The organism is Pseudomonas sp. LBUM1655, assembly GCF_059716085.1.
On sequence record NZ_CP166801.1, the window covers coordinates 5385210 to 5411564 of the forward strand.

Sequence of the window (26355 nt, forward strand, 5' to 3'; positions counted from 1 at the left end):
GTGGGCGCTTGTTTCAGGTTGTGCGATCACCGAACAAAAAACGCTAAGGCCGACGCCGTTCAATTGACCGATGTAACCATCTAGTACATTTTATCTCCACAGGCCGAAACTCATGGCCCAAGCCAAAAACAAGAAGTGGAGTTACCCCCATGTCCCCTATCGTTCTGGTGCTCAACGGCCCGAACCTGAACCTGCTTGGCACCCGTGAGCCCGCCACTTACGGCCATGAAACCCTGGCGGATATCTCGGCGCTGTGCGGTAGCGCCGGCGAAGAATTCGGCCTGGCCGTGGAATTTCGCCAGACCAACCACGAAGGTGAACTGCTCGACTGGATTCACGCCGCTCGCGGTCGTTGCGCCGGGATTGTCATCAACCCGGCAGCCTGGACGCACACCTCGGTGGCGATTCGCGACGCGCTGGTGGCCAGTGAGTTGCCGGTGATCGAAGTGCATCTGTCCAACGTCCATGCCCGCGAGCCGTTCCGTCATCACTCGTTTGTCTCGGCCATCGCCACGGCGGTGATGTGCGGGTTTGGCAGCCATGGCTATCGTCTGGCTCTGGAACACTTCAGCCAGCGGCTGAAGGGGCAAGCAGCATGAGCCGCAAAAACGTGATACTGGCCGGGTTGATCGGTGCTGGCATTCAGGCCTCCCGCACGCCGGCACTGCATGAGCACGAAGGCGACGCCCAGGGCTTGCGATATCTGTATCGGCTGATCGACCTGGATCAACTGCAACTGGACACCCATGCCCTGCCCGACTTGTTGCTGGCGGCCGAGCGCATGAACTACACCGGGCTGAACATCACCTTCCCCTGCAAGCAGGCGATTATCCCGCTGCTCGACGAACTGTCACCCGAAGCCCGCGGCATCGGCGCGGTCAATACCGTGGTGCTCAAGGACGGCAAACGCGTCGGCCACAACACCGACTGCCTGGGTTTTGCCGAGGGTTTTCGTCGCGGCTTGAAGGACGCCGCCCGTGAGCGTGTAGTCCAGATGGGCGCTGGTGGTGCAGGCGCGGCAGTGGCCCACGCGCTATTGAGCGAAGGCGTACAAAGGCTGAGCATTTTCGACGTGGACAGTGATCGCGCCGAGCATCTGGCGAACAACCTCAATGAGCATTTCGGCTTTGGCCGCGCAGTGGCCGGGCAGGATTTGCCGAGCGCAATGAATCAGGCTGACGGCTTGGTGAACACCACACCGATGGGCATGGCCAAACTGCCGGGTATGCCGGTGCCAGTCGAGTTGCTGCGCAAGGAATTGTGGGTGGCGGAGATCGTGTACTTCCCATTGGAAACCGAACTGCTGCGCAACGCCCGCGCCATAGGTTGCCGGACGCTGGATGGCGGCAACATGGCGGTGTTTCAGGCGGTGAAGGCGTTTGAGTTGTTCAGTGGCGTGGTGCCGGATGCGCAGCGCATGCTTGCGCACTTCCAAAGCATGAATGGCTAGCCAAATGAGGGGGCTTGCCCCCTCGTCTCATGTCAGGCCTGCAAGTAACGCAACACCGACTCGCAGATCATCTCGCGATGACGCTGCTTGATGCTCTCGTCCGGCAGATCAATCTGAAAAATCTCACCGAATGTGTGGCGGTTCGACACGCGATAGAAGCTGAACGAGCTGATCAGCAAATGCACGTCCAGCGCGTTGAGCCCGCTGCGGAAAACGCCTTCTTCGGCGCCCCGACGCAAAATCTCGCCGAGTGAATCGAGGATGGTGTTGTTCATCGCCTTGATCGCATCGGAACGCTTCACGAATTCGGCGTTGTGGATGTTTTCAATGCAGACGATGCGGACAAAATCGACGTTGCGGTCGTGATGATCGAAAGTGAACTCCACCAGCCGCCGGATCGCTACCACTGGCGACAGCTCGGCAAGGTGCAGACGGCTTTCCGTGTTACGAATATCGCCGTAGAGCTTCTCCAGCACCTCGACGTAGAGCTGCTCCTTACTGCCGAAGTAGTAATAGATCATGCGTTTGGAGGTGTGGATGCGTTCGGCGATCGCGTCGACGCGCGCGCCGGACAATCCTTGCTGGACGAACTCGACGATCGCCTCCTGCAGGATGTTCTCGCGGGTCTTTTCCGGATTGTTCTTGCGACTCTTGCGCGGCTCAACGGCGGGCTCGACGGGGGCTGCGGGGAGTTCTGAAGTCATTGTCATTGCGGGCTCACGGCCATCACTGCACAGGCTGGCGATTATGGGCTGCGCGGCACGGTGAAGGAAGCCGCGCGACCCGTGTTTAATCCCGCGCTTACGAATTTCCTACAACTTCGCCTGACGGACGGCGCCACTGCGTGATTTGGCCATCGCCGCCAGCCGCACCGCGACGTTCGCCGCGCCGTATCCGGCATAGCCGTTTTTACGCTGGATGATCTCGAAGAAGAAACGCCCCTCAAACGGCTCGGTGTAAACGTGAAACAGCTCACCACCCTGGGCGTCACGGTCATAGAGCACGTTGTAATACGCCAGCTCACTGAGGAACTCGTCGTCGAAGTCAAAACGCGCGGCAAGGTCGTCGTAATAGTTGAGCGGAATATCCAGCAGCGGCACGCCGGCCTCTTTGGCTCGGCTGACTTCGGCGAAGATATCGTCACAATCGAAGGCGATGTGATGCACGCCGGAGCCGCGGTAACTCGACAGCGCATGGGAAATCGCGGTGTTGCGGTTCTCGGAAATGTTCAGCGGCAAACGGATCGAGCTGTCACGACTGCGCAGCGCGCGGCTTTTCACCAGACCATAGGGGTCGGGCAGCACCACTTCGTCATCGGCCTCGAAATCCAGCAGGCTCTTGTAGAACAGCACCCAACTGTCGAGGCTATCCGCCGGCAGCGCCATGGCCATGTGATCGATGCGCTTGAGGCCACCGCGCACCTGCGCGTCTGGCAGCAGATTGAAGTCGGTGCCATACACATCGGCCGCCTCATCCACCAGATAAATCAGGCTGCCATCCGGCGCGCGCACTGCCGCCAGTTCCAATTCGTTAGGACCGACCAGACCGCGATAGGGCTGGCCCTTGTAGGCAACGGCACGCGCCAGAGCACTCGCGCTGTCCTTGACCCGCACGGCGGTGGCACACAGCGACGGGCCGTGTGCTTCGAAAAAGCTGTGTGCAAACGAATAGGGTTCAGCGTTGAGGATCAGGTTGATATCACCCTGGCGCAGCAGGCTCACACTCTTGGAGCGATGTTGCCCGGCCTTGACGAACCCCAGGCGTTCCAGCCAGTTCGACAACTTGGCGCCGAGGCTTTCATCGACAGCAAATTCGAGAAACTCGATGCCGTTGTACTCACTGGCCTTCGGCGTTTCGAAAAGGATTTCGCGGTTGGCCACGGGGGCCGCTTCCTGCTCTAGACGCTGACGGGTTTTCTCTTCCAGATAGAGCAGCGAGCGCAAGCCGTCTGCCGCATTGGCCCGTGGCGGTGCGGCGCGGAAGCCATCGTTGAAGATCTCCAGCGACAGCGGCCCGGTGTAGCCACTCTTGATGATCGGCGCGAGGAACCCCGCAAGATCAAACTCGCCCTGCCCCGGGAAGCAGCGAAAATGCCGACTCCACTCCAGAACATCCATCGCCAGAATCGGCGCATCGGCCATTTGCACGAAGAAAATCTTGTCGCCGGGAATCTCGGCAATGGCACGCGGATCGCCCTTGAGCGATAGCGTATGGAAGCTGTCGAGCAGCACGCCGAGGCTTGGGTGATCGGCCTGACGCACGATGTCCCAAACCTGTTGATACGTATTGACGTGACGGCCCCAGGCCAGTGCTTCATAGCCAATGCGCAAGCCACGGGCGCCGGCATGTTCAGCCAGCAAGCGCAGGTCATCGATGAGTATTTGCTGATCGCCGACGCTGTCCGCCGAAGCGTTGCTGCACACCAGCACCAGATCGGTGCCCAGTTCCTGCATCAGGTCGAACTTGCGCTCGGCCCGCTCCAGGTTGCGCGCCAGCCGATCACGGCGGCAGCCTTCAAAATCGCGGAACGGCTGAAACAGGGTGATGGCAATCCCGAGATCGGCGCACATCTGTTTAATTTCACGTGGACTGCCGTCGTAGTACAGAAGGTCGTTCTCGAAAATCTCCACCCCGTCGAACCCGGCGGCAGCGATGGCTTCGAGTTTTTCCGGCAGGGTGCCGCTCAAGGAAACGGTGGCTATGGAACGCTGCATGTTTCAACTCCCGGACTGCGCCGCTTTGTTGCGGGGGACCATTTTTGTCGTGGGGTAAATTATTGGCTGCATCACTTCGCGCAGCAATTTAAAGTGTACTACCCGGTTAGTTTTGCGTGCGATTATCGAACACAATGCCGTTTTGACGAATTGACGATTTTTCGTCCACTGCCCAACATCGACCGCACATTGAGTCCGGGCCTGAACCACCGGTCGCAGCGTGCAAACCAAAAAGCACACCAAATAAAAAATCCAAAAACGGGTGGAACACATGATTCCTTCACAGACTTCCCGCATGGCTCCGGCCATGAGCACTGCCACGGGTGGCATCGGCGACAAGATCCGCGGCGCCATGGCTGTCGGCAAGACCCGTTGGGGCATGCTGGCGCTGGTGTTTTTCGCCACCACCCTGAACTACATCGACCGCGCCGCCCTCGGCGTCATGCAGCCCATCCTCGCCAAGGAAATGAGCTGGACGGCGATGGATTACGCCAACATCAACTTCTGGTTTCAGGTCGGCTACGCCATTGGTTTCGTGCTGCAAGGGCGACTGATCGACCGGGTCGGCGTCAAGCGCGTGTTCTTCTGCGCCGTGCTGCTCTGGAGCCTGGCCACGGGTGCCCACGGCCTGGCGACATCGGCGGTCGGCTTCATGGTCTGCCGTTTCGTCCTCGGCCTGACCGAAGCGGCGAACTATCCCGCTTGTGTGAAAACCACGCGTCTGTGGTTCCCGGCGGGTGAACGCGCCGTCGCCACCGGCATCTTCAACGCCGGCACCAACGTCGGTGCCATGTTCACGCCGATGCTGCTGCCGCTGGTTCTCCACGTGTGGGGCTGGCAGGCCGCGTTCCTGTGCATGGCGGCGCTGGGCGGGATCTGGCTGTTGTTCTGGGGCCTGAAGTATTACAACCCGGAAGATCACCCGAGCGTGAAACAGTCCGAGCTGGATTACATCCAGCAGGAAGTCGAACCGGAGCAGGCCCGCGTGCCGTTCTCGAAAATCCTGCGGATGCGCGGCACCTGGGCCTTCGCCCTCGCCTACTCGCTGACCGCGCCGGTGTTCTGGTTCTACCTGTACTGGCTGCCGCCGTTTCTCAATCAGCAATACAACCTAGGCATCAACGTGACCCAGATGGGTATCCCGCTGATCATCATCTACGTCACCGCCGACTTTGGCAGCGTGGGTGGCGGCATTCTGTCCTCGTTCCTGATCGGTCGCGGGATGAACGCGATCAAGGCGCGGTTGCTGTCGATGTTCCTGTTCGCCTGCTGCATCATCGGCGTGGTCATGGCTGCCGGCTCCGCGAACCTGTGGGTTGCGGTGGCTGCTATTTCCCTGGCGATCGGTGCGCACCAGGCATGGACGGCGAACATCTGGAGCCTGGTGATGGACTACACGCCCAAGCACATGATGAGCACGGTGTTCGGTTTCGGCGGCATGTGCGCGGCGATCGGCGGGATGTTCATGACTCAGATCGTCGGCCACATCCTCACCGTCACCAACAACAACTACACCGTGTTGTTCACCCTGATTCCGGCGATGTACTTCATTGCGCTGACCTGGATGTACTTCATGGCACCGCGCAAGATTCCGACCGTTACCGAGTAACACTGTAAACACCTTGTAGGAGCTGCGGCACGCTGCGATCTTTTGATCCTGTTTTTAAAGATCAAAAGATCGCAGCGTGCCGCAGCTCCTACAGGATTTTGCCTGTTCATTCAGCGGCGACTTTGCTGCCACGCCGCCGCCAACCCGCTGCAACAGATCACCGCAATCCCGATCATCGTCAACAGACTCGGCGTGTGATTGAACAGCAGCCAACCCAACAACCCGGCAAACACAATCTGGCAATAACCGAACGGCGCCAGCAACGCCGGCGCGGCATGGCGGAACGCCTGAGTCAGAAACAAATGCGCGGTCATCCCGCAACTGCCCAGTGCCAGCATCAGCCCGGCGTGAGTCAGCGTCGGCACCTGCCAGAAGAACGGCACCAGCGCACTCATCACCAACGTGTTGCACAACCCGGCAAAGAAGTTGCTGGTGGTCGGGCTGTCGACTTCGGCGAGCTTGCGAGTCAGCAGTTGATAGAAGCAGAAAAAGAGTGCCGAGCAGAAGGGCAGCAACACCGCCGGCGTGAACAGTTCACCGCCCGGGTGGACGATGATCAGCACACCGATAAAGCCGCAAATCACCGCAATCCATTGGCCGCGCGTCACCCGCTCCTTCAGCAGTGGTACCGACAACGCCGTCACCAAAACCGGCGCCAGAAAGTTAACCGCCGTGGCTTCCGCCAGCGGGATGTACAAAAGTGCCGTGGTGAAGAACAGACTCGTGCCAAGCAGACACAGTGCGCGGGTCAACTGCCATAAAGGCTTTTTGGTGCGCAGGACACGCAACCCGGAACGCGGCAGAAAAATCCCCGCCATCAACAAGGTGTGCACGACATACCGCGCCCACACCACCATCACGATCGGATAGAACCCCGACAGATACTTCGACAGTGCGTCATGGCTGGAGAACAGGAAGGTCGCCACGACAATCAGCAAGATCCCCTTGAAGGGTTGGTTGACTCCGGAAAGTGGGGTGCTGACAGTCATTGGCTATCTCTGAAGAAAACAAGCTGAGGAAAAAAGCCTCAAGCAACAATCTAGAACCTGGTTCCAGATTACGACACCCGACAACCATAAAAGTGTGCGAACAGCGCACAGTTTTACAAGCGAGCAGGTGCAGAGGGCCCAAGTGAATTCAAGTTAGACGAACAGCTCCGAAGCCAGACTCGCCGCTGACAACTCTTCAGTGAATTTCAACAGCAACGGTGCCAGTTCGTGCAGCCTCGCCCCCGGCATCCGCGCACTCGGCCCGGCGATGCTCAGCACACCGATCACCCGTCCATCAGCGGGATGGCGCACAACCGCCGCAATTGCCGCAGTCCCCACCGCCGAACTTTCTTCGACGCAAGCATACCCTTGCTCCCGGGCGACCCGCAGACGCTCGAGCAATTCGATATTGGAGCGCGGCGCATTCGGCCCGATATCCGCCGGCACTTCGGCGCCTTGGCGTTCAACCAGCGACAACGCCTCAGCATCGCTCATGCACGCCAGCCACGCATGGCCCGACGCGGTGTAGAACAGCGGCGCATCGCGGCCCATGTCCGGGTCGTAACGCAAACCGCTGCGCGCGCCCTGAGCCTTGGCGATCCAGGTCTGGCGCTCGCCGTCGATAACCCCAAGTCGAATTAGCTCGCCGGTTTCCTGAGCCAAGCGGTCAAGCACCGGTTGCACGATATCGGCGCCGCTGCTCGACAGGTAACGAAACCCCATCGCCACCAGTTTGGTCGACAAGTGATACCGCAAGGTCTCCGGGTTCTGCCTTACATAACCCAGTCGGGTCAGCTCGGCGAGCAAGCGGTGAGTCGCACTTTTCGGGATGTCGATCTGCTCGGCGAGCGTTTGCAGCGCTAAACCGCGCGGCTCACTGGTGAGGTTTTCCAGCACGCTGAAAACCCTTTCGATCTGACTGCCGGCCATGATGAGATCCCACTGAAATTTGGCAGATTCTAAAATACATTCAGCACAACGTAAAATCTGGAACCATCTGATAATTTCACAAAAACCTTTATGGAATGGAATTCACCGAACGCTACAGGTTCTTACCCGTCAACCTGCCTGACGGCGTACGAATAGACGGACGATCGGACTGGCGCCACACTCACACACCAGCAACACTCATCACCACGATTAGAGAGAGGATTCCCACATGCTATGGAAAAAAGGCCGACGCAGTGACAACGTCGTCGATGCCCGTGGTGATGATGCTGGCGGTGGCGGCGGCATGCGCTTTGGTGGCGGCAAGGGGCTTAGCATCGGGGCCATCCTGTTGATCGTCGGCATTGGCTGGATCACCGGCCAGGATCCATTGCAGATCCTCGGGCAACTCACCGGGCAGATGACCGAGCAATCGGCACCCACCTCGCAAACCCGCCAGGCGCCGCCGGCCAATGATGAGCAGGCAGAGTTTGTCCGCTCGATCCTTGGCGACACCGAAGACACCTGGGGCGCGATTTTCCAGCAGGCCGACCGGCAATATAAGGACCCGACCCTGGTGCTGTTCAGCAATCGGGTCAACTCGGCGTGTGGTCTGGCCACCTCGGCCACCGGGCCGTTTTACTGCCCGGCGGATCAGAAGGTTTATCTGGACATGGCGTTCTTCCAGGAGATGTCGCAACGCTTCAAGGCGGCCGGCGACTTCGCCCAGGCCTACGTGATTGCGCACGAAGTCGGACACCATGTGCAGACGCTTCTCGGTGTCTCGGCGAAAATTCAGACAGCCCGCCAGCAAGGTCGGCAGATGGAAGGTGACGGTGGCTTGCTGGTACGTCAGGAGTTGCAGGCCGATTGCCTTGCCGGCGTCTGGGCCTACAGCGCACAGAAGCGTTTGAACTGGCTGGAACCCGGCGATATAGAAGAAGCCTTGAACGCCGCCAACGCCATCGGTGATGATCGCCTGCAACAACAGGGTCAGGGCCGTGTGGTGCCGGACTCGTTTACCCACGGTACGTCGGCGCAAAGGGTGCGCTGGTTCAAAACCGGATTCGCGCAGGGCCAGGTCGGCCAGTGCGACACCTTCGCGGCGAAAAACCTGTAAATGCATAAATGGCTTTTGGCTTTACTGATCTTTGGCAGCACAGCGCAAGCGGCCGGTGTCGACGCGATCAGCTCCGGGCGCCTGCAACTGAAGGCCGGGGAAATGGCGGTGGGCATAGGACCTGCGCCAGAGAAAATCGAGCGCGTGCTGATCGTCATTCACGGTCGCCTGCGCAACGCCGAGACGTATCGCAAGAGCGCCGAAAGCGCCGCCGAGATGGCCGGCCAAACCGCACACACACTGGTGATCGCGCCGCAGTTTCTCAATGAAAGTGATGTGGCCCTGTACTCGTTGCCCGCCACGGTGTTGCGCTGGAAAGGCAACGAGTGGATGGGTGGCGGTTTATCCACAGGGCCGAATCCGTTGAGCTCCTACGCGGCACTGGACGAAATCGTCGCCCGAGTCACCGATCGCAAGCAGTTTCCGGACGTGAAGCAGATAGTGATTTTCGGCCACTCCGGTGGCGGGCAAGTGGTGCAACGTTATGCCCTGCTCGCCAAGGATCAGCCGGCACTGAAGGCCAACGGCATCCGCCTGCGTTACGTGGTGGCCAATCCTTCTTCCTACGCGTATTTCAATGAGCAGCGGCCCGTGGCGTTCGATCACGCCAAGTGCATGGGTTTCAATCGCTGGAAGTACGGTCTGTCAGACATGCCGGTGTACGCCGGTGGGCAAACGCCGTTGCAGCTTGAAAGCAGTTACATCAAACGCGAGGTGATTTATCTGCTTGGGCAGCAAGACATCGACCCGCAGCACCCGGCGCTGGACAAGGGCTGTGAGGCTGAGGCGCAAGGGGCTTATCGTTTGATACGCGGCAAACTGTTTTTCGGCTATTTGCTGCGCCGTCACCCGGAAGGAGTGAATCAGCGGCTGGTGGAAGTGCCCGGGGTCGGGCATAACGGCGATGGGATGTTGACGTCGCCGGAGGGGCAGAAAGCGTTGTTCGAATAGAAGCAAAAGCAAAGATCGCAGCCTTCGGCAGCTCCTACAGGGGATTGCAATAGCAACTGTAGGAGCTGCCGAAGGCTGCGATCTTTTGATCTTAGGCCAACAACATCCGCCGCAACTCGACACAATCCTGCGCATGCCAATCCGTCAGCTCCGGCCACGGGTTATCCGGCAGATTCACCAACACCGTCCGCGCACCCGCCGCTCGCCCGCAATCCAGATCAAAGCGGTAATCGCCGACCATCACCATCTCGCTGGCCGGTACCGCCCAGGCTTCTGCCAACTTGAGCAACCCACCCGGATGCGGCTTGGGCGGCGCTTCATCACGGCCCAGCACATCTTCCACCGCAAAGCAGTCGGCCAGGCCAATCGCTTCGAGCGTCACATGCGCCAACTCCCGCGCATTGCGGGTAAGAATGCCAAGCCGATAACCGCGCGAATGCAGATCACGCACCAGTTCCACCGCCCCGGTGGCCGGCGTCGAGCCGAGCGCCAGATCGCGCTCGTGCTCCAGCAACCACGCATGTTTCTCTGCTGATTCATCCGCCGGCAACGCGGCGAGATGAGTGAGGATGTCGTCCTCCGGCGGAATCGCCAACGCCACACGAATCGCCGCGAAGTCATGCACGGCGACCGTCAGGGTGCCATCCATGTCGAACACCCAGTGCTTCACATCGGCCAGGCTCATGCCCAATCCTTGCGATGACGGATCAAGCCTTCCTGGGTCACCGACGCCACCAGTTGCCCGGCGCGGTTGAACACGCTGCCACGGGAGAACCCGCGAGAATTGCCGGCCCACGGACTGTCCATCGCGTAAAGCAACCAGTCATCGGCGCGCAGATCGTTGTGGAACCACAGCGCGTGATCGAGGCTGGCGACCTGCATGTCTTTCTGCCAGACCGATTTGCCGTGGGGCAGCATCGAAGTGGTCAGCAGGCCGAAGTCCGAGGCGTAGGCCAGCAGGTATTTGTGCAGCGCCGGAATGTCCGCCAGTGCGCCGTCGGCGCGGAACCACACGTACTTGATCGGATCCGCCGGTTGCGGGTTGTAGGGGTCTTTTTCGGTGACTGGGCGCACTTCGATCGGCTTCGGGCACAGCAGTTTTTCACGCATGTGTTCCGGGATCAGTTGCGCGCGTTGCTGGAACAGTTCCAGTTCCGACGGCAGGCTTTCCGGGCCGACTACTTGCGGCATCTGAGTCTGATGCACGAAGCCGTCTTCGTCATACTGAAACGAAGCGCTGCAGGTGAAGATCGGATGGCCCTTCTGGATTGCCGTGACGCGACGGGTGCTGAAGCTGCCGCCATCGCGCACACGGTCAACCGAGTACACCACCGGCAACTTGGCGTCGCCCGGACGCAGGAAATAACCGTGCATCGAATGCACATGGCGCGCTTCTTCAACCGTCTGACTGGCCGCCGACAGCGACTGACCGAGCACCTGACCGCCGAACAACTGACGGAAACCCAAGTCCTGGCTGCGACCACGGAACAGGTTTTCTTCGATCGGTTCCAGGGTCAGCAAATCGACCAGATCTTCCAACACTTGGCTCATTCAGACTCTCCTCACACAAAGCAATGCCGCGCAGTCTTGGCTGCGGCGGGCGATTCAGGTACTGGCACGGGCCAATGATATGGCGGCCATTGTAAACGTCCGTGTCAGCTTATCCATGCAAGGTTTGCAGCCACTGCTCCCGGGTAATCCGATACAGCACATGTCTTCTTAACGGGTGATCGACGGCAAGCTTGGGGTGATCAAAGTCATCGGCCGGCGCGTGATGCATGCCGATCGCCTGCATGACTTTCTCCGAAGGCAGATTTGGTTGCGCAGTGAACGACACGATTTCCTTCAGGGCCAATCGATCAAACCCGCAACGCAGAGCGGTCCAAGCCGCTTCACTGGCGTAACCCAGGCCCCAATGCTCCTTCGCCAGACGCCAGCCAATCTCCACCGCCGGGGTGAACGGCGCGTCGAAACCGACCACGCCAAGCCCGGTGAAACCGATGAATTCGCCGCTGTCCTTGCGCTCCAGCGCCCACAAGCCGTAGCCGTGTTCGGCAAAATGTCCGCGCACGCGACCGATCAACGCGGCACTTTCCAACCGGCTCAACGGCTCCGGAAAATAGCGCATCACCTGAGGATCGGCACACATCGCCGCAAATTCCGGCAAATCCTCATCCTGCCACTGACGCATCAGCAGCCGTGCGCTTTCCAGTTCCAGTATCGGCTCCATCGTGCCCCTCCGTTTCCATGCCGCAAGTCTACATCGCTGGTAGGATCCTTCACTCTTTCCTACACGTCTGACAGAAATCGCCATGCCACTGCCGCTGATCTACCACGAAGACTACAGCCCGGAGTTTCCTGCGGATCACCGCTTTCCCATGGACAAGTTTCGTCTTCTGCGCGATCACCTGGTCGACAGCGGCTTGACCCGTGACGCCGATCTGCTGCGCCCCGAAATCTGCCCCAACGACATCCTCGCCCTGGCCCATGACCGTAGCTATATCGAACGCTACATGAGCGGTGAGTTGTCCCGCGAAGACCAGCGGCGTCTTGGCCTGCCATGGAACGAAGCGCTGGCCCGACGCACGGTGCGCGCGGTGGGTGGTTCGATACTGGCGGCGGAAAAAGCCCTGGAGCATGGGTTGGCTTGCCACTTGGCCGGCGGCACCCATCACGCCCACTACGACTACCCGGCGGGGTTCTGCATCTTCAATGACCTGGCGATCATCAGCCAATATCTGCTGCAGAGCGGCCGGGTGAGCCGTGTGTTGATCTTCGATTGCGACGTGCATCAGGGCGACGGCACGGCGCGGATTCTGCACAACACCCCGGAGGCGATTACCGTTTCCCTGCACTGCGAGAAGAATTTTCCTGCACGCAAAGCGGAAAGTGACTGGGACATTCCATTGCCCAAAGGCATGGGCGATGCCGATTATTTGAAGGTCGTGGACGACACACTCAATTATCTGCTGCCCCTTTATCAACCGGATCTGGTGCTGTACGACGCCGGCGTCGATGTGCACAAGGACGACGCCCTCGGTTATCTGCAACTGACTGATGAAGGCGTCGCTGCCCGGGATGAAAGCGTGATGCGCCATTGCCTGGGCCGCGACATCCCGGTGATGGGCGTGATCGGCGGTGGTTACAGCAAGGACCGCCACGCCCTCGCCCGCCGCCACGGCATTCTCCACCACAGCGCGCAGCGCGTCTGGCAGTCACACGGCTGTCATTGAGCTGTGCTGCGTTACCCACAATGGCTGTGGAACGGCCTGTGGATAACCTGAGTGAAAGGGGCTGCAGCCCATACCGAACATGGCGCGCAGCGCGGCGGTTAATTTTTAACCAACCGCTACAAAGATCCCGGCTGTTAGAATGCGCGCCTTATCCCGCCATACCGCAGCGCACGCCATGACCCAGAACTCCGCCCCCTCCCACGCTCACGTCGCCATCATCGGCGGTGGCCCCGCCGGCCTGATGTCCGCCGAAGTGCTGAGCCAGGCCGGAGTCCGCGTCGATCTCTACGACGGCATGCCTTCGGTAGGCCGCAAGTTCTTGCTGGCCGGGGTCGGCGGCATGAACATCACCCACTCCGAAGCCTACCCGGCGTTCCTCTCGCGCTACGCCGAACGCGCGCCGCACATCGCTCCGCTGCTGCGCGGTTTTGATGCCGATGCGCTGTGCCGCTGGATTCATGAGCTGGGCATCGAAACCTTTATCGGCAGCTCTGGCCGCGTGTTCCCCACCGACATGAAAGCCGCCCCTTTGCTGCGCGCCTGGCTCAAGCGTCTGCGCGACAGTGGCGTAGTTATCCACACCCGCCATCGCTGGCTCGGTTGGGATGAACAAGGTGCGTTGCGCATCGACAGCCCGGAAGGCGAGAAATCCATCAACCCCGACGCCACCCTGCTCGCCCTCGGCGGCGGCAGTTGGTCGCGGCTGGGTTCGGACGGCGCGTGGATGTTGCCGCTGGAGCAGCGCGGTGTAGGACTGGCGCCGTTGCAGCCCAGTAATTGCGGCTTTGAAGTGCAGGCCTGGAGCGAATTACTCGTCAGCAAATTCGCCGGCGCGCCGCTGAAAAATATCGCCATCGGCCTGAACGACGATGTACCGCGCTTGGGCGAATGCGTGATCACGGCGACCGGGATTGAGGGCAGTTTGATCTACGCGTTGTCGGCACCGATTCGTGAGGCGATCAACCAGCACGGTTCAGCCACCATTCATATCGACCTGCTGCCGGGCCGACCTGTGGATAAATTGCAGGCAGCATTGAGCAAACCGCGCGGCTCGCGCTCGATGGCCAAGCATCTGCACAGCCAGATCGGGATTGATGGGGTGAAAGCGGCGTTGTTGCGTGAATTGACTGACGCTGCAACCTTTGCCGATCCGGCGCTGCTCGCTCGGGCGATCAAAGCGTTGCCGCTGACACTGATCAAAACCCGCCCGCTGGACGAAGCGATCAGCAGTGCCGGGGGCGTGACGTTCGAGGCGATGGACGAGCGGCTGATGCTCAAGGCGTTGCCGGGGGTGTTCTGCGCAGGTGAGATGCTCGATTGGGAGGCGCCGACGGGGGGCTATTTGCTGACGGGGTGTTTTGCCAGTGGCCGGGCGGCGGGGTTCGGGATGCTGGAGTGGCTTCGGCACAAAACCTTGTAGGAGCTGTCGAGTAAAACGAGGCTGCGATCTTTTGACCTTTAAAAACAAGATCAAAAGATCGCAGCGTGCCGCAGCTCCTACCTGGATAGCGCGCCTTCAGCAGAGGGTTATGGCTTACGCTTACGCGGTCCGGTGTTAAATACCGGCACCTTGCGCACAGGCTTGATCGAAGGCTCCGGCGCCTGAGTCTCGCCGCTATCGACCCACTTACCGAGATTACGCTTGCCGCCACCGCCGGACGATTTAGGCTTTTTAGGTTTCTTCGGCTTCTTGATCACCTGACCGCTGGCATCGGTATCCGGCACGCGGTGCTCAGGCTCGAAGTCAGGTTCGTTCTGACGCTTCAACGTCTGACGCGTGAGCATCTCGATCGCCGAGAGCATGTTCACCTCATCGGCACACACCAGCGAGATCGCCTCGCCCGTCGCACCCGCACGGCCAGTGCGGCCGATCCGGTGAATGTAATCTTCGGCCACGATCGGCAGGTCGAAGTTGACCACCAGCGGCAAATCTTCGATGTCCAGACCACGGGCCGCCACGTCGGTGGCCACCAGAATCTGCACTTCGCTGAGTTTGAACCGATCCAGCGCACGCTGGCGTGTCGCTTGCGGTTTGTCGCCATGGATGCCGTCGGCGTTGATGCCCAGACCCTGGAGTTTTTCCACCAGCGCATCCACGCCGTTGCGGGTCTTGGCGAATACCAGCACCTGCTTCCACTTGCCTTTGCGCATCAGGTGCACGAACAGTTCGGCCTTGCGCTTCTTGTCCACCGTCACGATCCACTGCTTGACGGTGTTGGCGGCAACGTTGCGCGGGCTGACTTCGATGCTCAGCGGGTCGTTGAGCATTTGCCCGGCCAGCAGGCGGATGTCATCGGAGAAAGTCGCGGAGAACAGCAGGGTCTGGCGCTTTTTCGGCAGCATGCGGTAAATGTTCGCCAGTTCTTCGGAGAAGCCCAGGTCGAGCATACGATCGGCTTCATCCAGCACCAGGGTTTGCAACTGATCGAGTTTCAGCGCGTTCTGGCGGAACAGGTCGATCAGGCGACCAGGCGTGGCAACAAGCACATCGACGCCGCCGCGCAGCTTCATCATTTGCGGGTTGATGCTGACGCCGCCGTAAACCGCATAAGTGCGCAGCGGCAGGTTTTCGGCGTACTGGCGCACGGACTCATGAACCTGCTCGGCCAGCTCGCGGGTCGGCACCAGAATCAGCGCACGCGCCGAATTCGCGGTGACTTTTGGGCCTTCCATAGCCAGCAACTGCAACAACGGCAAGGCGAAACCGGCGGTCTTGCCGGTACCGGTCTGGGCCGCTGCCATCAGGTCGCGACCGGCCAGAACGGCCGGGATGGCTTGCGCCTGCACCGGCGTCGGGGTCTGGTAGCCGAGCGTCTCGAGGGAGCGCAGCAAGGGTTCGATCAGGCCAAGGGAGGCGAAAGTCATGGGAGTACCGTAGGAAAATTCAGCGCAGTTGTGCGACACGAGTGTGCAATGGCGCGCAGTTTACCCTAATTCGCGCGCTGTTCCGTCGGAACGGCCGTCGGCACGTCTACCGGCGGCTGTGCCGGACGACGCCATTGCGGCAGACCGATCAGCACCACGGCACTGATGATCACCAGCATCGCCAGCGCTTCTTCAATGCCGATGGTCTCGCCGACAAACACGATCCCCAGCAACACCGCCACCGCCGGATTGACGTAGGCATAACTGGTGGCCGCCGCCGGACGCACATGCTTGAGCAGGTACATGTAGGAATTGAAGGCGATGATCGAGCCAAAAAAGATCAGATACGCCAGCGCCAACCAGCCTTCCATCGGCGGCACGGCTTGCAAGCGTTCACCACTCACCGCACTGCCGATCAGCAGGACAACACCGCCGACCAGCATTTCCACGGCACTGGCCATCGCGCCCTGCGGCAACGGCAGGTGCCTGCTCCATACCGAACCGAAGGCCCAGGTCGCCGCCGCGAAAATCAGCAAAGCAGCGCCCAAGGGGCTCGATTGCAGGTTGGACCCCATGTTGAGCATGGCAATGCCAACAATCCCCAGCGCCACCCCGGCCCATTCGAGACGAGTATTACGCGCGCCCCAGAAATAACCGCAGAGCAACGTAAACAGCGGCACCGTCGCCACCGCCAATGCCGCCACACCAGAAGCCACCCCCGTGTGCTCCGCCACACTCACCGCACCGTTACCAAAACTGAGCAGCAAAATCCCGATGATCCCCGCCGCTTTCCACTGCGCCCACGTCGGCGCCGGCGCCCCGCGCCAGCGCAGGAACGCGTACATCAACGTGCCAGCAATGATGAAGCGCACTCCGCCGAGCATCAGCGGTGGCCAATATTCAACGCCGATGCGAATCACCAGATAGGTCGAACCCCAAATCACATACAACGCAAAAAACGCGGCGATCAGCGGCAAGGAAAAACGGCGCAAGGCAGGCATGGGCAGCTCGACAGTCTGTGTCAGTAGATTGGTTATTCTAGAAAGGCCAGCGGGCAAAAATAAGTTACAAAACCTGTTTATCAGGCCAGTACACTTTTGAAATCACGGAGATCTACGGAATAAACCACGATTTCGAAAGACTGACACTTTCAGGAGTTAAGCCTTGGATAAATACGACCGCATGCTGCTCAGCGCCCTGCTCGAAAACGGCCGGGCGTCCTACGCCGACCTGGCGCGCAAAGTAAACCTCTCCGCCCCCGCCGTGGCCGAGCGCGTGGCCAAGCTTGAGGCATCGGGCGTGATCACCGGCTATGAAGCGAAAATTGATCTGTCGAAAATCGGTCTGCCGATCCAGTGTGTGATCGAGTTGCGTCTGAATCAAAACGGCAGCCAGAAGGTGTACGACGAATTGGTCAAAATTCCGCAACTGACCGAGTGCTTTCGGGTGACGGGCGATCCGTGCGTGATCATGAAGGCCGCAGTGGGGTCGATGCCGGAGCTGGAGGAGTTGATCAATCGGGTGGCGAAGTTCGGGTTCAGCAAGACTTCGATTGTGTTGTCGAGTGCCATCGAGAAGCGCGTGCCGCTGGGGCATATCGAAGGCAACGGCAAGTCTTGAGGCAATGATGTCCACTGCGGGAGCGGGCTTGCCCGCGAAGAGGGAGTGTCAGACAACACCTTTCTGAATGACACAGCGCATTCGCGAGTAAGTCCGCTAGCGAGAAGCCTTCAACCCTGGCGACGACTTTCCTGAGTCAGCAAGTGCGGCATATCTCGCATGCGCATCCATGGCTCATTGCGCCAATGCAGAAGTCTCAACGTTTCCCCTGCGCACATCATCAAACGTAGATGCGGATCTGAAACTGACTCCGAGCCCTGACGAAGCATCGGCACGACCTCATGGGTCAGCCAACGACGCAAATGACGGTTCTCCGGGGAGTAGTGGTAAACCAGCATTGCGTAAACGCCGGACTCACTCAACATCAAGGTCTCTTGAACACCATCGCTTCCCGACAGATACATTATCCGCCGCTGATCTTCATCAAGCTTCAGAACTTGTCGCCCATTGATTTCCAACCCCATCAGACGACCAAAATCACGGGCACAGAACCAGGCTTCTGCATGCAGCAGAGTTGCCCGCAGTTGAATGTGATGACGAATAAAAGCTTGTGGTGTTACGAAAGGTTCACGGATGAACGCTGAACCAGAATCTTCTGGAGGGTTGGGCGTAGCTTTGAACATGGCAAATCTCCTTTGAACGTCGGAGCTGCCAGCATCACTTGCAGATGATGGGTGGCAGCTGTGCACGGGTCTGCAAGACCGAGTAGGAGACCTCGGCAGACCCTAAGGTCTCCCGCACACAGCTACCATAAATCGATGGTCGCTAATTGAAGCGACGCGATTATAGGTTCGCCAGTGGTCTCCTAACAAACTAACGGCAGGCTTGCAGTCCCGATCGCTGAATTGGCAGCGACGAAAAGAGGTTAGCGGTGGGGCTATCAGAGCTCAAGACGGATAATCCCTAAACTTCAGTAGGATGCTTCGTCGAACTCTACACACCACTAAACAACCCGGTTCGCGAGTTTTTGAAAGCAACGGAAAATAGTCCAGGCCAAAACAAATCCACTGTAGGAGTGAGCCTGCTCGCGATGGCGATGTGTCAGTAAACATTGCTGGCGACTGATGCGCCGCCATCGCGAGCAGGCTCACTCCTACAAGGGTTCTTGTTGAGTTCGGGATCAGCGATAGCGCTGCAGATGCTCGCCAACTTTCGCAGCCGGCACTTTCTGCAATTTGCACAGCAGGTCATGGTTCAACTCGCGCACGCCATGCTTGTCGCGCAACTCTCCGGCCAGATGCGCCATCAAGTTAGCCGCCATCTCCGCATCCGCCATCGCCCGGTGAGCCTGACCAGTGTGCGGCAGGCGAGCGAACGTGGTGAGGGTGCCGAGCTTGTGATTCGGCGCGGCCGGCATCAACCGGCGGGCCAGCAGTAGTGAGCAGGCAAAATTCTGGAGACGGGTGCGTTTGATCCGCCCCAGTTCAAAATCCCAGAACTTCTGGTCGAACGAAGCGTTGTGTGCGACCAGTGGCGTGCAGCCGACAAACTCGTTGACCTCGTTCATCACCTGTTCCGCCGAGGGCGCGGTGCGCAGCATGGCGTTGCTGATGCCGGTCAGTTGTTCGATGAACGCGGGGACGCGCACGCCGGCGTTCATCAGGCTCTGGTAACGCTCGACGATGCGGCCGTTTTCCAGCATGACCACGGCGATTTCCGTGGCGCGGCAGCTGCTGTTCGGCGAGAGGCCGGTGGTTTCAAAGTCGATGACTGCAATGCGTTCCAAACCGGGTTCAACTCCGTTCAAATCAATTCTTCAGTAGCCGCTCAATTCTTCAGAAGCAGCGCGCCTTCGATCGGCACGTAGCGGCTGGCAGCGCGGATCAGCGAGTTGGCGGTCAGGCCCGGGACGCCATAGGCCACCGCTTGCACGCCGTGCTTGTTGATGATGCGTTCGAGCAGCATGTCGAAATCGCCATCACCGGAGGCCAGGACGATTTCGTCGACGTGATCGGCGGCGTCCATGATGTCGAGGGTGATGCCCACGTCCCAGTCGCCCTTGGCCGAGCCGTCGCTGCGCTGGATGTATGGCTTGAGCTTCACGATGAAGCCGAGGTTGCGCAGGATCTGCTGGAATTGCTGTTGCTTGCTGTCGCCACGGTCGATGGCGTAGGCGTAGGCCTCGACGATCTGCCCGTCCTTGCTGATGTCGGCCCACAGCGCGGCGTAGTTGAAGTGGCAACCATAGGCCTGACGCACGGTGTAGTAGAGGTTCTGCACGTCGGCGAACACTGCGATTTTTTTCACCGGAGTTCCTGTGAGCGCGCGAGCGCACGAAGCGGGATCAGGCGCCAGGCCCGAAAAAGGCGCTCAGTATGCCAGCCCGAAGGAAGGTTCCGCGAATAATCGCCCGCAGGCGCAAGGGTGCTACTGACGAGTGGTGAATGTGGCGAGGGGATTTATCCCCGCTGGGCAGCGTAGCGGCCCCGGTTTTTTGGGCCTGCTGCGCAGTCCATCGGGGATAAATCCCCTCACCACAGTTCGATGTCAACCTGGAAGGTTTGGGTCAGACGAAGGAATCGTCGTCATTGAAGAACGATGAGTTGTCATCGCTGTAGTCGGTATCAGTAAAGCCGCTCTGGTCGTTGCCGGCCATGCGCTGGTCATCGCCCCAGCCGTTGTTGCTTTGGTCTGCAACCTGCGCCGGTTCTTCCTTGATCACTTCAACAATCTCTTCCGGTTGCTGATTGTGATGGAACAGGCTGCTGATACCCTGCGCCAGCATCACGCCACCCGCCACACCAGCGGCAGTTTTCAGCGCGCCACCGAGGAAGCTGCTGCCCGCCGCCGGAGCAGCCTGTTGCGCGTAGTTGGGCGGCGGTACGCCGAAGTTCTGTTGTGGCGCGGGAGCGTTGAAGTTCTGCTGCGGTGCCGGTTCGCGCCAGCCGCCCGTCGATGCCGGGGCACTCTGTGTTGGCGCAGGACGCGAGCTGCCGCCGCCAAAGATGCTCGACAGAAACCCACCGCCACCGCTGGGTGCCGGCGCAGCACTCTGCGCCTTGGCCGATTGCAGCTCGGCCTGCAAACGCTGGACTTGCTGGGTCAGTTGTTTGTTCTGCTCGTCGAGGCTTTTGAGCGCCGCCTCTTGCACCAGAATCGCCTGGGTCATGAAATAGCCTGCCGACGGCTGGCGTGTCAGGTGTTCCTTGATCCGCGTCTCGGCCTGGGCATCGCGCGGGGCTGCCTCCGTTTCGGCCTGTTGCAGCCGGGAAAACAGTCCATCGATCAGGGTTTGCTCTTCGCTGTTCATGGCGACCTCGTAGATTGCCGGGGATAACATTGCCCTCGCCCACTTTGGACAAGGTGCTCTCCCGTAATGGAGACAGTGACAGGATGTTTCAACGACCTTTACCGAATGTTTACGTTTGCGTCCGCCCGCACATCATCGGTTAAAGTGAGCCACTGTTTTCGACCTGCGATACCGACTGATGAATGCCTTCGAAGTGCTGCGCGACTCTCTGTATTTTTTCAAACGCCATTTGGTCAGCATCGTGCAGTTGTGCCTGCCGCTGGTGATCGTCGAAGCGCTGTTGCAACAAGTGGTGGATCACGCCAGCGACCCGGACAGTTTTTCGGCGTCCAGCATCATTGTCGGCCTGCTGGTCTATCCGCTGTACACCGCCGCACTGATTCTGTTTCTCGACGCCCGCACCCGTGGCGAAGCCCCGCGCAATCTTGACCTGCTGGCGATGGCCGCACGCTTGTGGCCGCGTTTCGCCCTGCTCACGGCGCTCAACACGTTGCTGATCCTGCTGGGACTGTCGCTGTATTTTCTGCCGGGCCTGATGCTGATGGTGATGCTGGCGTTCGGCGAATATCTGCTGGTGCTGCGCGGCCTCAATCCGCTGCATGCCATGAAGGAAAGCCTGCGTCTGACACGCGGGCATTTCTGGCGGATTCTGCTGTGCATTCTTTGCGTGATGACGCCGTTGTGGTTGCTCAAAGGCGCAACGCTGGCGGTCTATCCAGAACCGCAGAACACGGCCATCACTGTGTTGATCGACAGCGCTCACGGCTTCCTGCAACTGTTCACCAGCGTGGTGCTGTTCCGTCTGTTCATGCTGATCAGCGAATTGCCTGACAAAAGAGACAGAGCGGTCTGACTGCTCTGGCCTTAGGTTTAAGACTCGCCCTCAGGTATGCTCGGGGCCACTTTCTGTAACGCTAAACCCGAGCCATGACCCGTCTACTGCGCTACACCCTGTTGCTCGTTGTGCTCGCCATCGCCGTGATTGGCGGGCTGATGTTCAGCTTGACCTGGCGTCCCGAACCCCGTGAAACCCTGCCGGTCAGTTGCACCGCAACCGCGCCGACGCTGGTGCCCGGGCAGGCACTGAAAGTCATGACCTGGAACGTGCAGTACCTGGCCGGCAAGCGTTATGTGTTCTGGAATGACCTGGCCGGGGGCGACGATGAAGCGCCGACGTTGGAAGACATGGCCTTCAGTCTCGATGAAGTGGCGCGGGTAATTCGAGATGAACAGCCCGACGTGGTGCTGTTGCAGGAGCTGGATGACGGCGCCAAGGCCAGCGATTATCAGGATCAACTCAAATTGCTGCAGGAGCGGGTCGCCGATCTGTACCCGTGTAGCGCCAGCGCCTTTGACTGGAAAGCCGATTTCGTCCCTGAACCGCACATCTTCGGCAGCGTTGGCCGGCAACTGGCGACGCTGAGCCGTTATCGCATCGAACACGCCGAGCGCCTGCAATTACCGGTCGCTTCGAGCAACTTCATCAGCCGCCAGTTCCAGCCCAAAGACGCCCTGCTCGCGACCAAGCTGCCGCTGAGCGATGGCGGGCAACTGACCGTGTTCAACACGCATCTGGAGCGCGCCAGCCAACCGGATGAGACTTTGCAGGCGCAAGTCACGGCGGTGGCCAAGGTGCTCGACAAGTATGAAAGCCAAGGTCTGCCGTGGTTGATCGGCGGCGATTTCAATCTGCTGCCGCTCGGTCAATATCGCCGTTTGCCAGCCGAGCAGCGCACGGCCTACTCCGCCGACAGCGAATTGCATCTGTTGTGGGACAAGTACCCGATGATCCCGACCAACAACGAGGCCAGCGGCATCGACCGCGCGCAGTGGCTGACCCACTACCCCAATGACCCCGGTCTCAATGGTCCGGATCGCACGGTCGACTATCTGTTCTACAGCCCGAAGATCAAACGGGTTGAAGCGATGGTGCGCCAGGACGATACGCTTCGGATTTCCGATCACTTGCCGGTCATTGCGCGGTTCCTGCTGCCGGTTGCGCCGTAGCAACAACTCTACGCCACGAACGATGCTCGGGCATTCGAATCAAACGCACGGAAGACCCATGAAAATCTTAATTGTATGCAAGGACATCGGCGGCTACGCACGCAAACTGGCTGAGCATTTGATGATCGATAACAACGTGTGCTTCATCGATACCTCGTCGATGTCGGACAGGTTTGATCGAGCCCCGAAGATCATTCGACGTCCGCTGAAACGCTGGGCCCAATGGCGGCATGTGAAAAAGACCCTTCGGGCGGCAGGGCGGTTTGACGCTGCCCTAATCATTAATCCGGCGCAAATCGACCCACAGCAATTGGCGGCTGGACTCAAGGCTTCCGATCGCAAGATCGCCTACCTTTACGACAGTTTCAGTCGCTGGCCGATGACCCGGGAAGAACTGGCTGATTATGACGAGGTGTTTTCATTCGACCCGCAGAATGCCGAGAGTTACGGCCTGAAAAAGCTCTACAACTTTATCTATGAAGACTACGTTGCAGACGGTGAACCGGGCGAATACTCGGCTTTCGTAGTGATGGCCGGCAAGGACCGCGTGCCGGCGCTCGAAGGCCTGGCGCGGGAATTTGATCGGCTCGGCGTTACCGATTACAAGTTTCTGGTGCAGTGCAAACCGATTCCGGGTGCTCATCCCGGTATCACTTTTTTCGAGCAGAGAATGTCGCTGGAATCCGTAGGTGAGTTAGTCAAACGCTCCAGGATCATTCTGGACATTTCCAAGCCTGGCCAGGCCGGTTTGAGCTTTCGTTTCTTTGAAGCCATGGCCTCGCGGAAAAAAGTGATCACCACCAACAAAAGCGTTGTCGATTATGACTTCTACAACCCGGTAAACATCCTGGTGATTGACGAGGCCAACCCGCTGATTCCGGAGCATTTCATCACGAGCCCGTATGTGGATGTCCCTGTGCAGATCTATGAAAAGTACACGTTGCAGGGTTGGACCAGGACCGTGTTTTCGCTTCAGTAAAACGCTGCGCGCTCAGGGTTTTCGCGGTTTGATCCGTGCAGTGGCCTCGGCCACCAACGGATCATCCGGCCAGTAATGCTTTGGATACCGCCCCTTCAAATCCTTCTTCACTTCGGCATAGGTGCTGCGCCAGAAGTTGGCCAGATCCTGCGTCACCTGCACCGGCCGGCGCGCAGGGGATAAAAGATGCAGTTTGACCACCTGCCGGCCACCAGCGATCCGCGGCGTTTCGGCCAGCCCGAACAACTCCTGCAAACGCACCGCGAGAATCGGCGGAAACTCGCTGTAATCCAGACGAATCGACGACCCCGACGGCACGCTCAGATGATGCGGCGCCAGTTCATCGAGACGTTGCGGCAGCGGCCATGGCAGTAGATTGCGCACGATGCTCGACAGATCCAGATTGGCGAAGTGACTGAGCCGCGAGACCTTGCCCAGATATGGCATCAGCCAGTCTTCGAGAGCGTTCAGCAGTGTCGCGTCGCTGACATCCGGCCACTGGCTTTCGTCCTGAGTATTGAGCTCCAACTGCCGCAACAACGCGACACGCGCCTGCCACTGACGCAGTTCCGGCGTCCACGGCAGCAGCTCCAGGCCTTTGCGCCGCACCAGATTGACCAGCGCCTGACTGCGCGCGGCTTCATCGAGGCCAGTCAACGGTTCACGACTCAGGATCAGTTCGCCTACCTTTCGCTGACGTTCAGCGCGCAACACGCCTTCGCGCTCGTCCCAATCCAGTTGATCGATGTTGCGTACCTGCTCGGCGAGCACCGAATCAAACAGCGCCGGATCAAAATCCGCCGCCAGATAAATTCGTTCTTCGCGCTGACCCTGTCGGCTGCCGAGGTCGGCGATGACGATCCACGGTTCTTTCATCAGGCTGTCGGCCTCGGCGAACAGCGCGGCGCGACCGTTGGCCAGTCGGTATTCGGCGCCTCCGGCACGACGTTGTTGGGCGACGCGATCCGGGTAGGCCAGCGCCAACAGTGCGCCGAGCCAGCGCGGGTGATCCGGATCGCTGACCGGCTCGCTCGCCTTGCCGCGTAAGTAACCGCGATACTGCCGCGCCAGTTGTCGGGCACGTTGCACGCCGCCCTGAGCGCCGCGTGCCGCGCGTTCTTCGCCGGACAACAACACCAGACGACTGTGCAAATCCGCCCCGGCGCCGCGCAAGATGTCGCGCTCGCCGAGCAACGCGGCGACATCGCAGGCCATGTTGGCCAGGCCCAACGCCTGCCCGCGCAGCAACAAATGGCCGATACGCGGATGCGCTGGCAATTCGGCCATGGCCTGGCCATGGGAGGTCAGCGCTTCACCTTCCAGTGCGCCGAGTCGCTGCAACAATTCCTGCGCCTGAGCATAAGCTGCCGTTGGCGGAACATCGAGCCAGACCAGCTCGCCCGGCGTCACCCCCCAGCGCCCCAATTGCAGCGCCAGGCTGGCCAGATCTGCCGACAGAATTTCCGCACTGCCATAAGCGGCCAGTTGCTCGTGCTGATCCTGCGACCACAACCGATAACACACACCCGGCTCCAGTCGCCCTGCCCGCCCCGCGCGCTGCGTGGCGCTGGCCTTGGAAATGCGTTGAGTGTCGAGGCGGGTCATGCCGCTGCCCGGATCGAAACGCGGCACCCGCGCCAGCCCGGCATCGATCACCACGCGCACGCCGTTGATGGTCAAACTGGTCTCGGCGATATTGGTGGCCAGCACCACTTTGCGCTGGCCGGCCGGTGCCGGGTCGATAGCGGCGCGTTGGGCGTTGAGATCGAGTTCACCGTGCAACGGGCAGAGCAGCACGTCGCTGCGCTCGCCGATGGCGTCGGCCAATTGTTGATGGACGCGACGGATTTCAGCCTGCCCCGGCAGGAACACCAACAGGCTGCCGGTTTCATCGTGCAGGGCTTCAAGGATGGTGGCGGTCACGCGCTGATCGATGTACTCGCCGGGCTGAAACGGCCGGCCCCAGCGCATGGTCACTGGATACATGCGTCCTTCGCTGCGCAGGATCGGTGCGTCGTCCAGCAAACCGGCCAGGCGTTCGCCTTCCAGCGTTGCCGACATCAGCAAAATCTTCAGCGGCTGTTCAGCTCGAAACAGCTCGCGACCGTTCAAACTCAGGGCCAGCGCCAGATCGGCGTCGAGGCTGCGTTCGTGAAACTCATCGAAGATCAGCAGGCCCACGCCTTCCAGCGCCGGGTCGTCCTGCAAACGGCGGGTGAGAATGCCTTCGGTGACCACTTCGATACGGGTGTTGGGGCCGACCTTGCTGTCGAGACGAATGCGATAGCCAACGGTTTCACCGACCTTTTCGCCCAGTTCGCTGGCCAGTCGTTCCGCTGCGGCACGCGCGGCGAGACGGCGCGGCTCCAGCATCAGAATGGTTTGCCCGTTCAGCCACGCTTCGTTGAGCAAGGCCAAAGGCACGCGGGTAGTTTTACCGGCGCCGGGCGGTGCTTCAAGCACGGCTTCGTGGCGTATCGCCAACGCTTCACGCAGGGCGGGTAAAACTTCGTCGATCGGCAAAGAAATCATGCTGGCTCCCAAACAGAGCGGCGAGTATAACGGCGAACTGCCAAGCGTTCGTCAGGGTCTTAACTTCACAAGACGAAGCTTCGTTATCAGATGACTCAGGAGATATTTC

General features: G+C 59.9%; 25 protein-coding genes. 11 read left to right on the forward strand and 14 right to left on the reverse strand.

Annotated elements, in window-relative coordinates; translation table 11 throughout:
* The first annotated feature begins 149 nt into the window (after positions 1-149).
* Both aroQ and ACA074_RS24160 read left to right on the forward strand, forming a co-directional pair.
* A complete protein-coding gene (gene aroQ / locus ACA074_RS24155; RefSeq protein ID WP_497677934.1) occupies positions 150-599 on the forward strand; it encodes a type II 3-dehydroquinate dehydratase in 450 nt (149 codons plus the stop codon).
* Positions 596-1450, forward strand: a complete 855-nt coding sequence (locus ACA074_RS24160) for a shikimate dehydrogenase (RefSeq protein WP_497677935.1) — start codon at positions 596-598, stop codon at positions 1448-1450. Before aroQ ends, ACA074_RS24160 begins: the two co-directional genes overlap by 4 nt.
* Before the next feature lie 32 nt (positions 1451-1482).
* Here the strand turns inward: ACA074_RS24160 and ACA074_RS24165 are convergent, their stop codons facing one another.
* Both ACA074_RS24165 and quiC read right to left on the reverse strand, forming a co-directional pair.
* The gene (locus tag ACA074_RS24165) at positions 1483-2160 is read right to left on the reverse strand and encodes a TetR/AcrR family transcriptional regulator (protein ID WP_187681210.1); all 678 of its coding nucleotides are present in this window, start codon (positions 2158-2160) and stop codon (positions 1483-1485) included.
* A 102-nt stretch (positions 2161-2262) separates the two neighbouring features.
* Entirely contained in the window at positions 2263-4164 is a 1902-nt protein-coding gene (quiC, locus tag ACA074_RS24170; protein ID WP_187681211.1) for a 3-dehydroshikimate dehydratase QuiC, read from the reverse strand.
* A 271-nt stretch (positions 4165-4435) separates the two neighbouring features.
* Here quiC and ACA074_RS24175 point away from each other — a divergent pair, with 271 nt between their 5' ends.
* Positions 4436-5773, forward strand: coding sequence for an MFS transporter (locus ACA074_RS24175; protein ID WP_187681212.1), 1338 nt, complete (start codon positions 4436-4438; stop codon positions 5771-5773).
* Between the two features lie 110 nt (positions 5774-5883).
* Here ACA074_RS24175 and ACA074_RS24180 read toward each other — a convergent pair whose 3' ends face one another.
* Positions 5884-6762, reverse strand: coding sequence for a DMT family transporter (locus ACA074_RS24180; protein WP_187680931.1), 879 nt, complete (start codon positions 6760-6762; stop codon positions 5884-5886).
* A gap of 153 nt (positions 6763-6915) precedes the next feature.
* Complete coding sequence (locus ACA074_RS24185; RefSeq protein WP_489879949.1) at positions 6916-7692, reverse strand: IclR family transcriptional regulator; 777 nt, start codon at positions 7690-7692, stop codon at positions 6916-6918.
* Positions 7693-7921: 229 nt separating this feature from the next.
* Here ACA074_RS24185 and ypfJ point away from each other — a divergent pair, with 229 nt between their 5' ends.
* Both ypfJ and ACA074_RS24195 read left to right on the forward strand, forming a co-directional pair.
* Positions 7922-8809, forward strand: coding sequence for a KPN_02809 family neutral zinc metallopeptidase (gene ypfJ, locus ACA074_RS24190; RefSeq protein ID WP_187680933.1), 888 nt, complete (start codon positions 7922-7924; stop codon positions 8807-8809).
* Complete coding sequence (locus tag ACA074_RS24195) at positions 8810-9760, forward strand: alpha/beta hydrolase family protein (RefSeq protein WP_497615396.1); 951 nt, start codon at positions 8810-8812, stop codon at positions 9758-9760.
* Between the two features lie 91 nt (positions 9761-9851).
* Here ACA074_RS24195 and ACA074_RS24200 read toward each other — a convergent pair whose 3' ends face one another.
* The 3 genes from ACA074_RS24200 to ACA074_RS24210 form a co-directional block, all read right to left on the reverse strand.
* A complete protein-coding gene (locus tag ACA074_RS24200) occupies positions 9852-10445 on the reverse strand; it encodes an HAD family hydrolase (RefSeq protein ID WP_401267309.1) in 594 nt (197 codons plus the stop codon).
* Complete coding sequence (tesB, locus tag ACA074_RS24205) at positions 10442-11311, reverse strand: acyl-CoA thioesterase II (RefSeq protein WP_497615397.1); 870 nt, start codon at positions 11309-11311, stop codon at positions 10442-10444. The genes ACA074_RS24200 and tesB overlap by 4 nt, the downstream gene beginning before the upstream one ends.
* A 109-nt stretch (positions 11312-11420) precedes the next feature.
* Complete coding sequence (locus ACA074_RS24210) at positions 11421-11990, reverse strand: GNAT family N-acetyltransferase (protein ID WP_497615398.1); 570 nt, start codon at positions 11988-11990, stop codon at positions 11421-11423.
* A gap of 82 nt (positions 11991-12072) precedes the next feature.
* Here ACA074_RS24210 and ACA074_RS24215 point away from each other — a divergent pair, with 82 nt between their 5' ends.
* Entirely contained in the window at positions 12073-12993 is a 921-nt protein-coding gene (locus tag ACA074_RS24215; RefSeq protein ID WP_489879945.1) for a histone deacetylase family protein, read from the forward strand.
* Positions 12994-13168: 175 nt separating this feature from the next.
* Positions 13169-14413, forward strand: a complete 1245-nt coding sequence (locus ACA074_RS24220; RefSeq protein ID WP_497677936.1) for a TIGR03862 family flavoprotein — start codon at positions 13169-13171, stop codon at positions 14411-14413.
* Positions 14414-14520: 107 nt separating this feature from the next.
* On the opposite strand, the gene rhlE1 is transcribed toward ACA074_RS24220, so the two are convergent.
* Both rhlE1 and yedA read right to left on the reverse strand, forming a co-directional pair.
* On the reverse strand, positions 14521-15858 hold the full coding sequence (gene rhlE1 / locus ACA074_RS24225) for an RNA helicase RhlE1 (RefSeq protein ID WP_401267318.1): 1338 nt from the start codon (positions 15856-15858) through the stop codon (positions 14521-14523).
* A gap of 65 nt (positions 15859-15923) precedes the next feature.
* Positions 15924-16859 (reverse strand): drug/metabolite exporter YedA, encoded by a 936-nt coding sequence (yedA, locus tag ACA074_RS24230; RefSeq protein WP_305439938.1) that lies wholly within the window; start codon positions 16857-16859, stop codon positions 15924-15926.
* A gap of 163 nt (positions 16860-17022) precedes the next feature.
* On the opposite strand from yedA, the gene ACA074_RS24235 reads away from it, so the two are divergent.
* On the forward strand, positions 17023-17478 hold the full coding sequence (locus ACA074_RS24235; protein WP_497677937.1) for an Lrp/AsnC family transcriptional regulator: 456 nt from the start codon (positions 17023-17025) through the stop codon (positions 17476-17478).
* 110 nt (positions 17479-17588) lie between these two features.
* Here ACA074_RS24235 and ACA074_RS24240 read toward each other — a convergent pair whose 3' ends face one another.
* The 4 genes from ACA074_RS24240 to ACA074_RS24255 all read right to left on the reverse strand — a co-directional run bounded on the left by ACA074_RS24240 (position 17589) and on the right by ACA074_RS24255 (position 20728).
* Entirely contained in the window at positions 17589-18101 is a 513-nt protein-coding gene (locus ACA074_RS24240) for a BRO-N domain-containing protein (protein WP_187680943.1), read from the reverse strand.
* Positions 18102-18598: 497 nt separating this feature from the next.
* A complete protein-coding gene (locus ACA074_RS24245) occupies positions 18599-19204 on the reverse strand; it encodes a 3'-5' exonuclease (protein WP_187680944.1) in 606 nt (201 codons plus the stop codon).
* A gap of 41 nt (positions 19205-19245) precedes the next feature.
* A complete protein-coding gene (locus ACA074_RS24250; RefSeq protein ID WP_221730158.1) occupies positions 19246-19725 on the reverse strand; it encodes a LabA-like NYN domain-containing protein in 480 nt (159 codons plus the stop codon).
* A gap of 259 nt (positions 19726-19984) precedes the next feature.
* The gene (locus tag ACA074_RS24255) at positions 19985-20728 is read right to left on the reverse strand and encodes a DUF2076 domain-containing protein (protein ID WP_401267322.1); all 744 of its coding nucleotides are present in this window, start codon (positions 20726-20728) and stop codon (positions 19985-19987) included.
* A 178-nt stretch (positions 20729-20906) separates the two neighbouring features.
* Between ACA074_RS24255 and ACA074_RS24260 the strand changes: the two genes are divergently transcribed.
* From ACA074_RS24260 to ACA074_RS24270, 3 genes are all read left to right on the forward strand, one after another.
* Positions 20907-21581 carry a YciC family protein gene (locus tag ACA074_RS24260; protein ID WP_401267324.1) on the forward strand — a complete coding sequence of 225 codons (675 nt, stop codon included), beginning with the start codon at positions 20907-20909 and terminating at the stop codon, positions 21579-21581.
* Between the two features lie 74 nt (positions 21582-21655).
* Complete coding sequence (locus ACA074_RS24265; RefSeq protein WP_489879939.1) at positions 21656-22735, forward strand: endonuclease/exonuclease/phosphatase family protein; 1080 nt, start codon at positions 21656-21658, stop codon at positions 22733-22735.
* A 58-nt stretch (positions 22736-22793) separates the two neighbouring features.
* Positions 22794-23714, forward strand: a complete 921-nt coding sequence (locus tag ACA074_RS24270; protein WP_497677938.1) for a WaaS/CpsH family glycosyltransferase — start codon at positions 22794-22796, stop codon at positions 23712-23714.
* Positions 23715-23726: 12 nt separating this feature from the next.
* On the opposite strand, the gene hrpB is transcribed toward ACA074_RS24270, so the two are convergent.
* Positions 23727-26246: an ATP-dependent helicase HrpB gene (gene hrpB, locus ACA074_RS24275; RefSeq protein WP_497677939.1), complete on the reverse strand. Its 2520-nt coding sequence runs from the start codon at positions 26244-26246 to the stop codon at positions 23727-23729.
* Positions 26247-26355 lie beyond the last annotated feature (109 nt).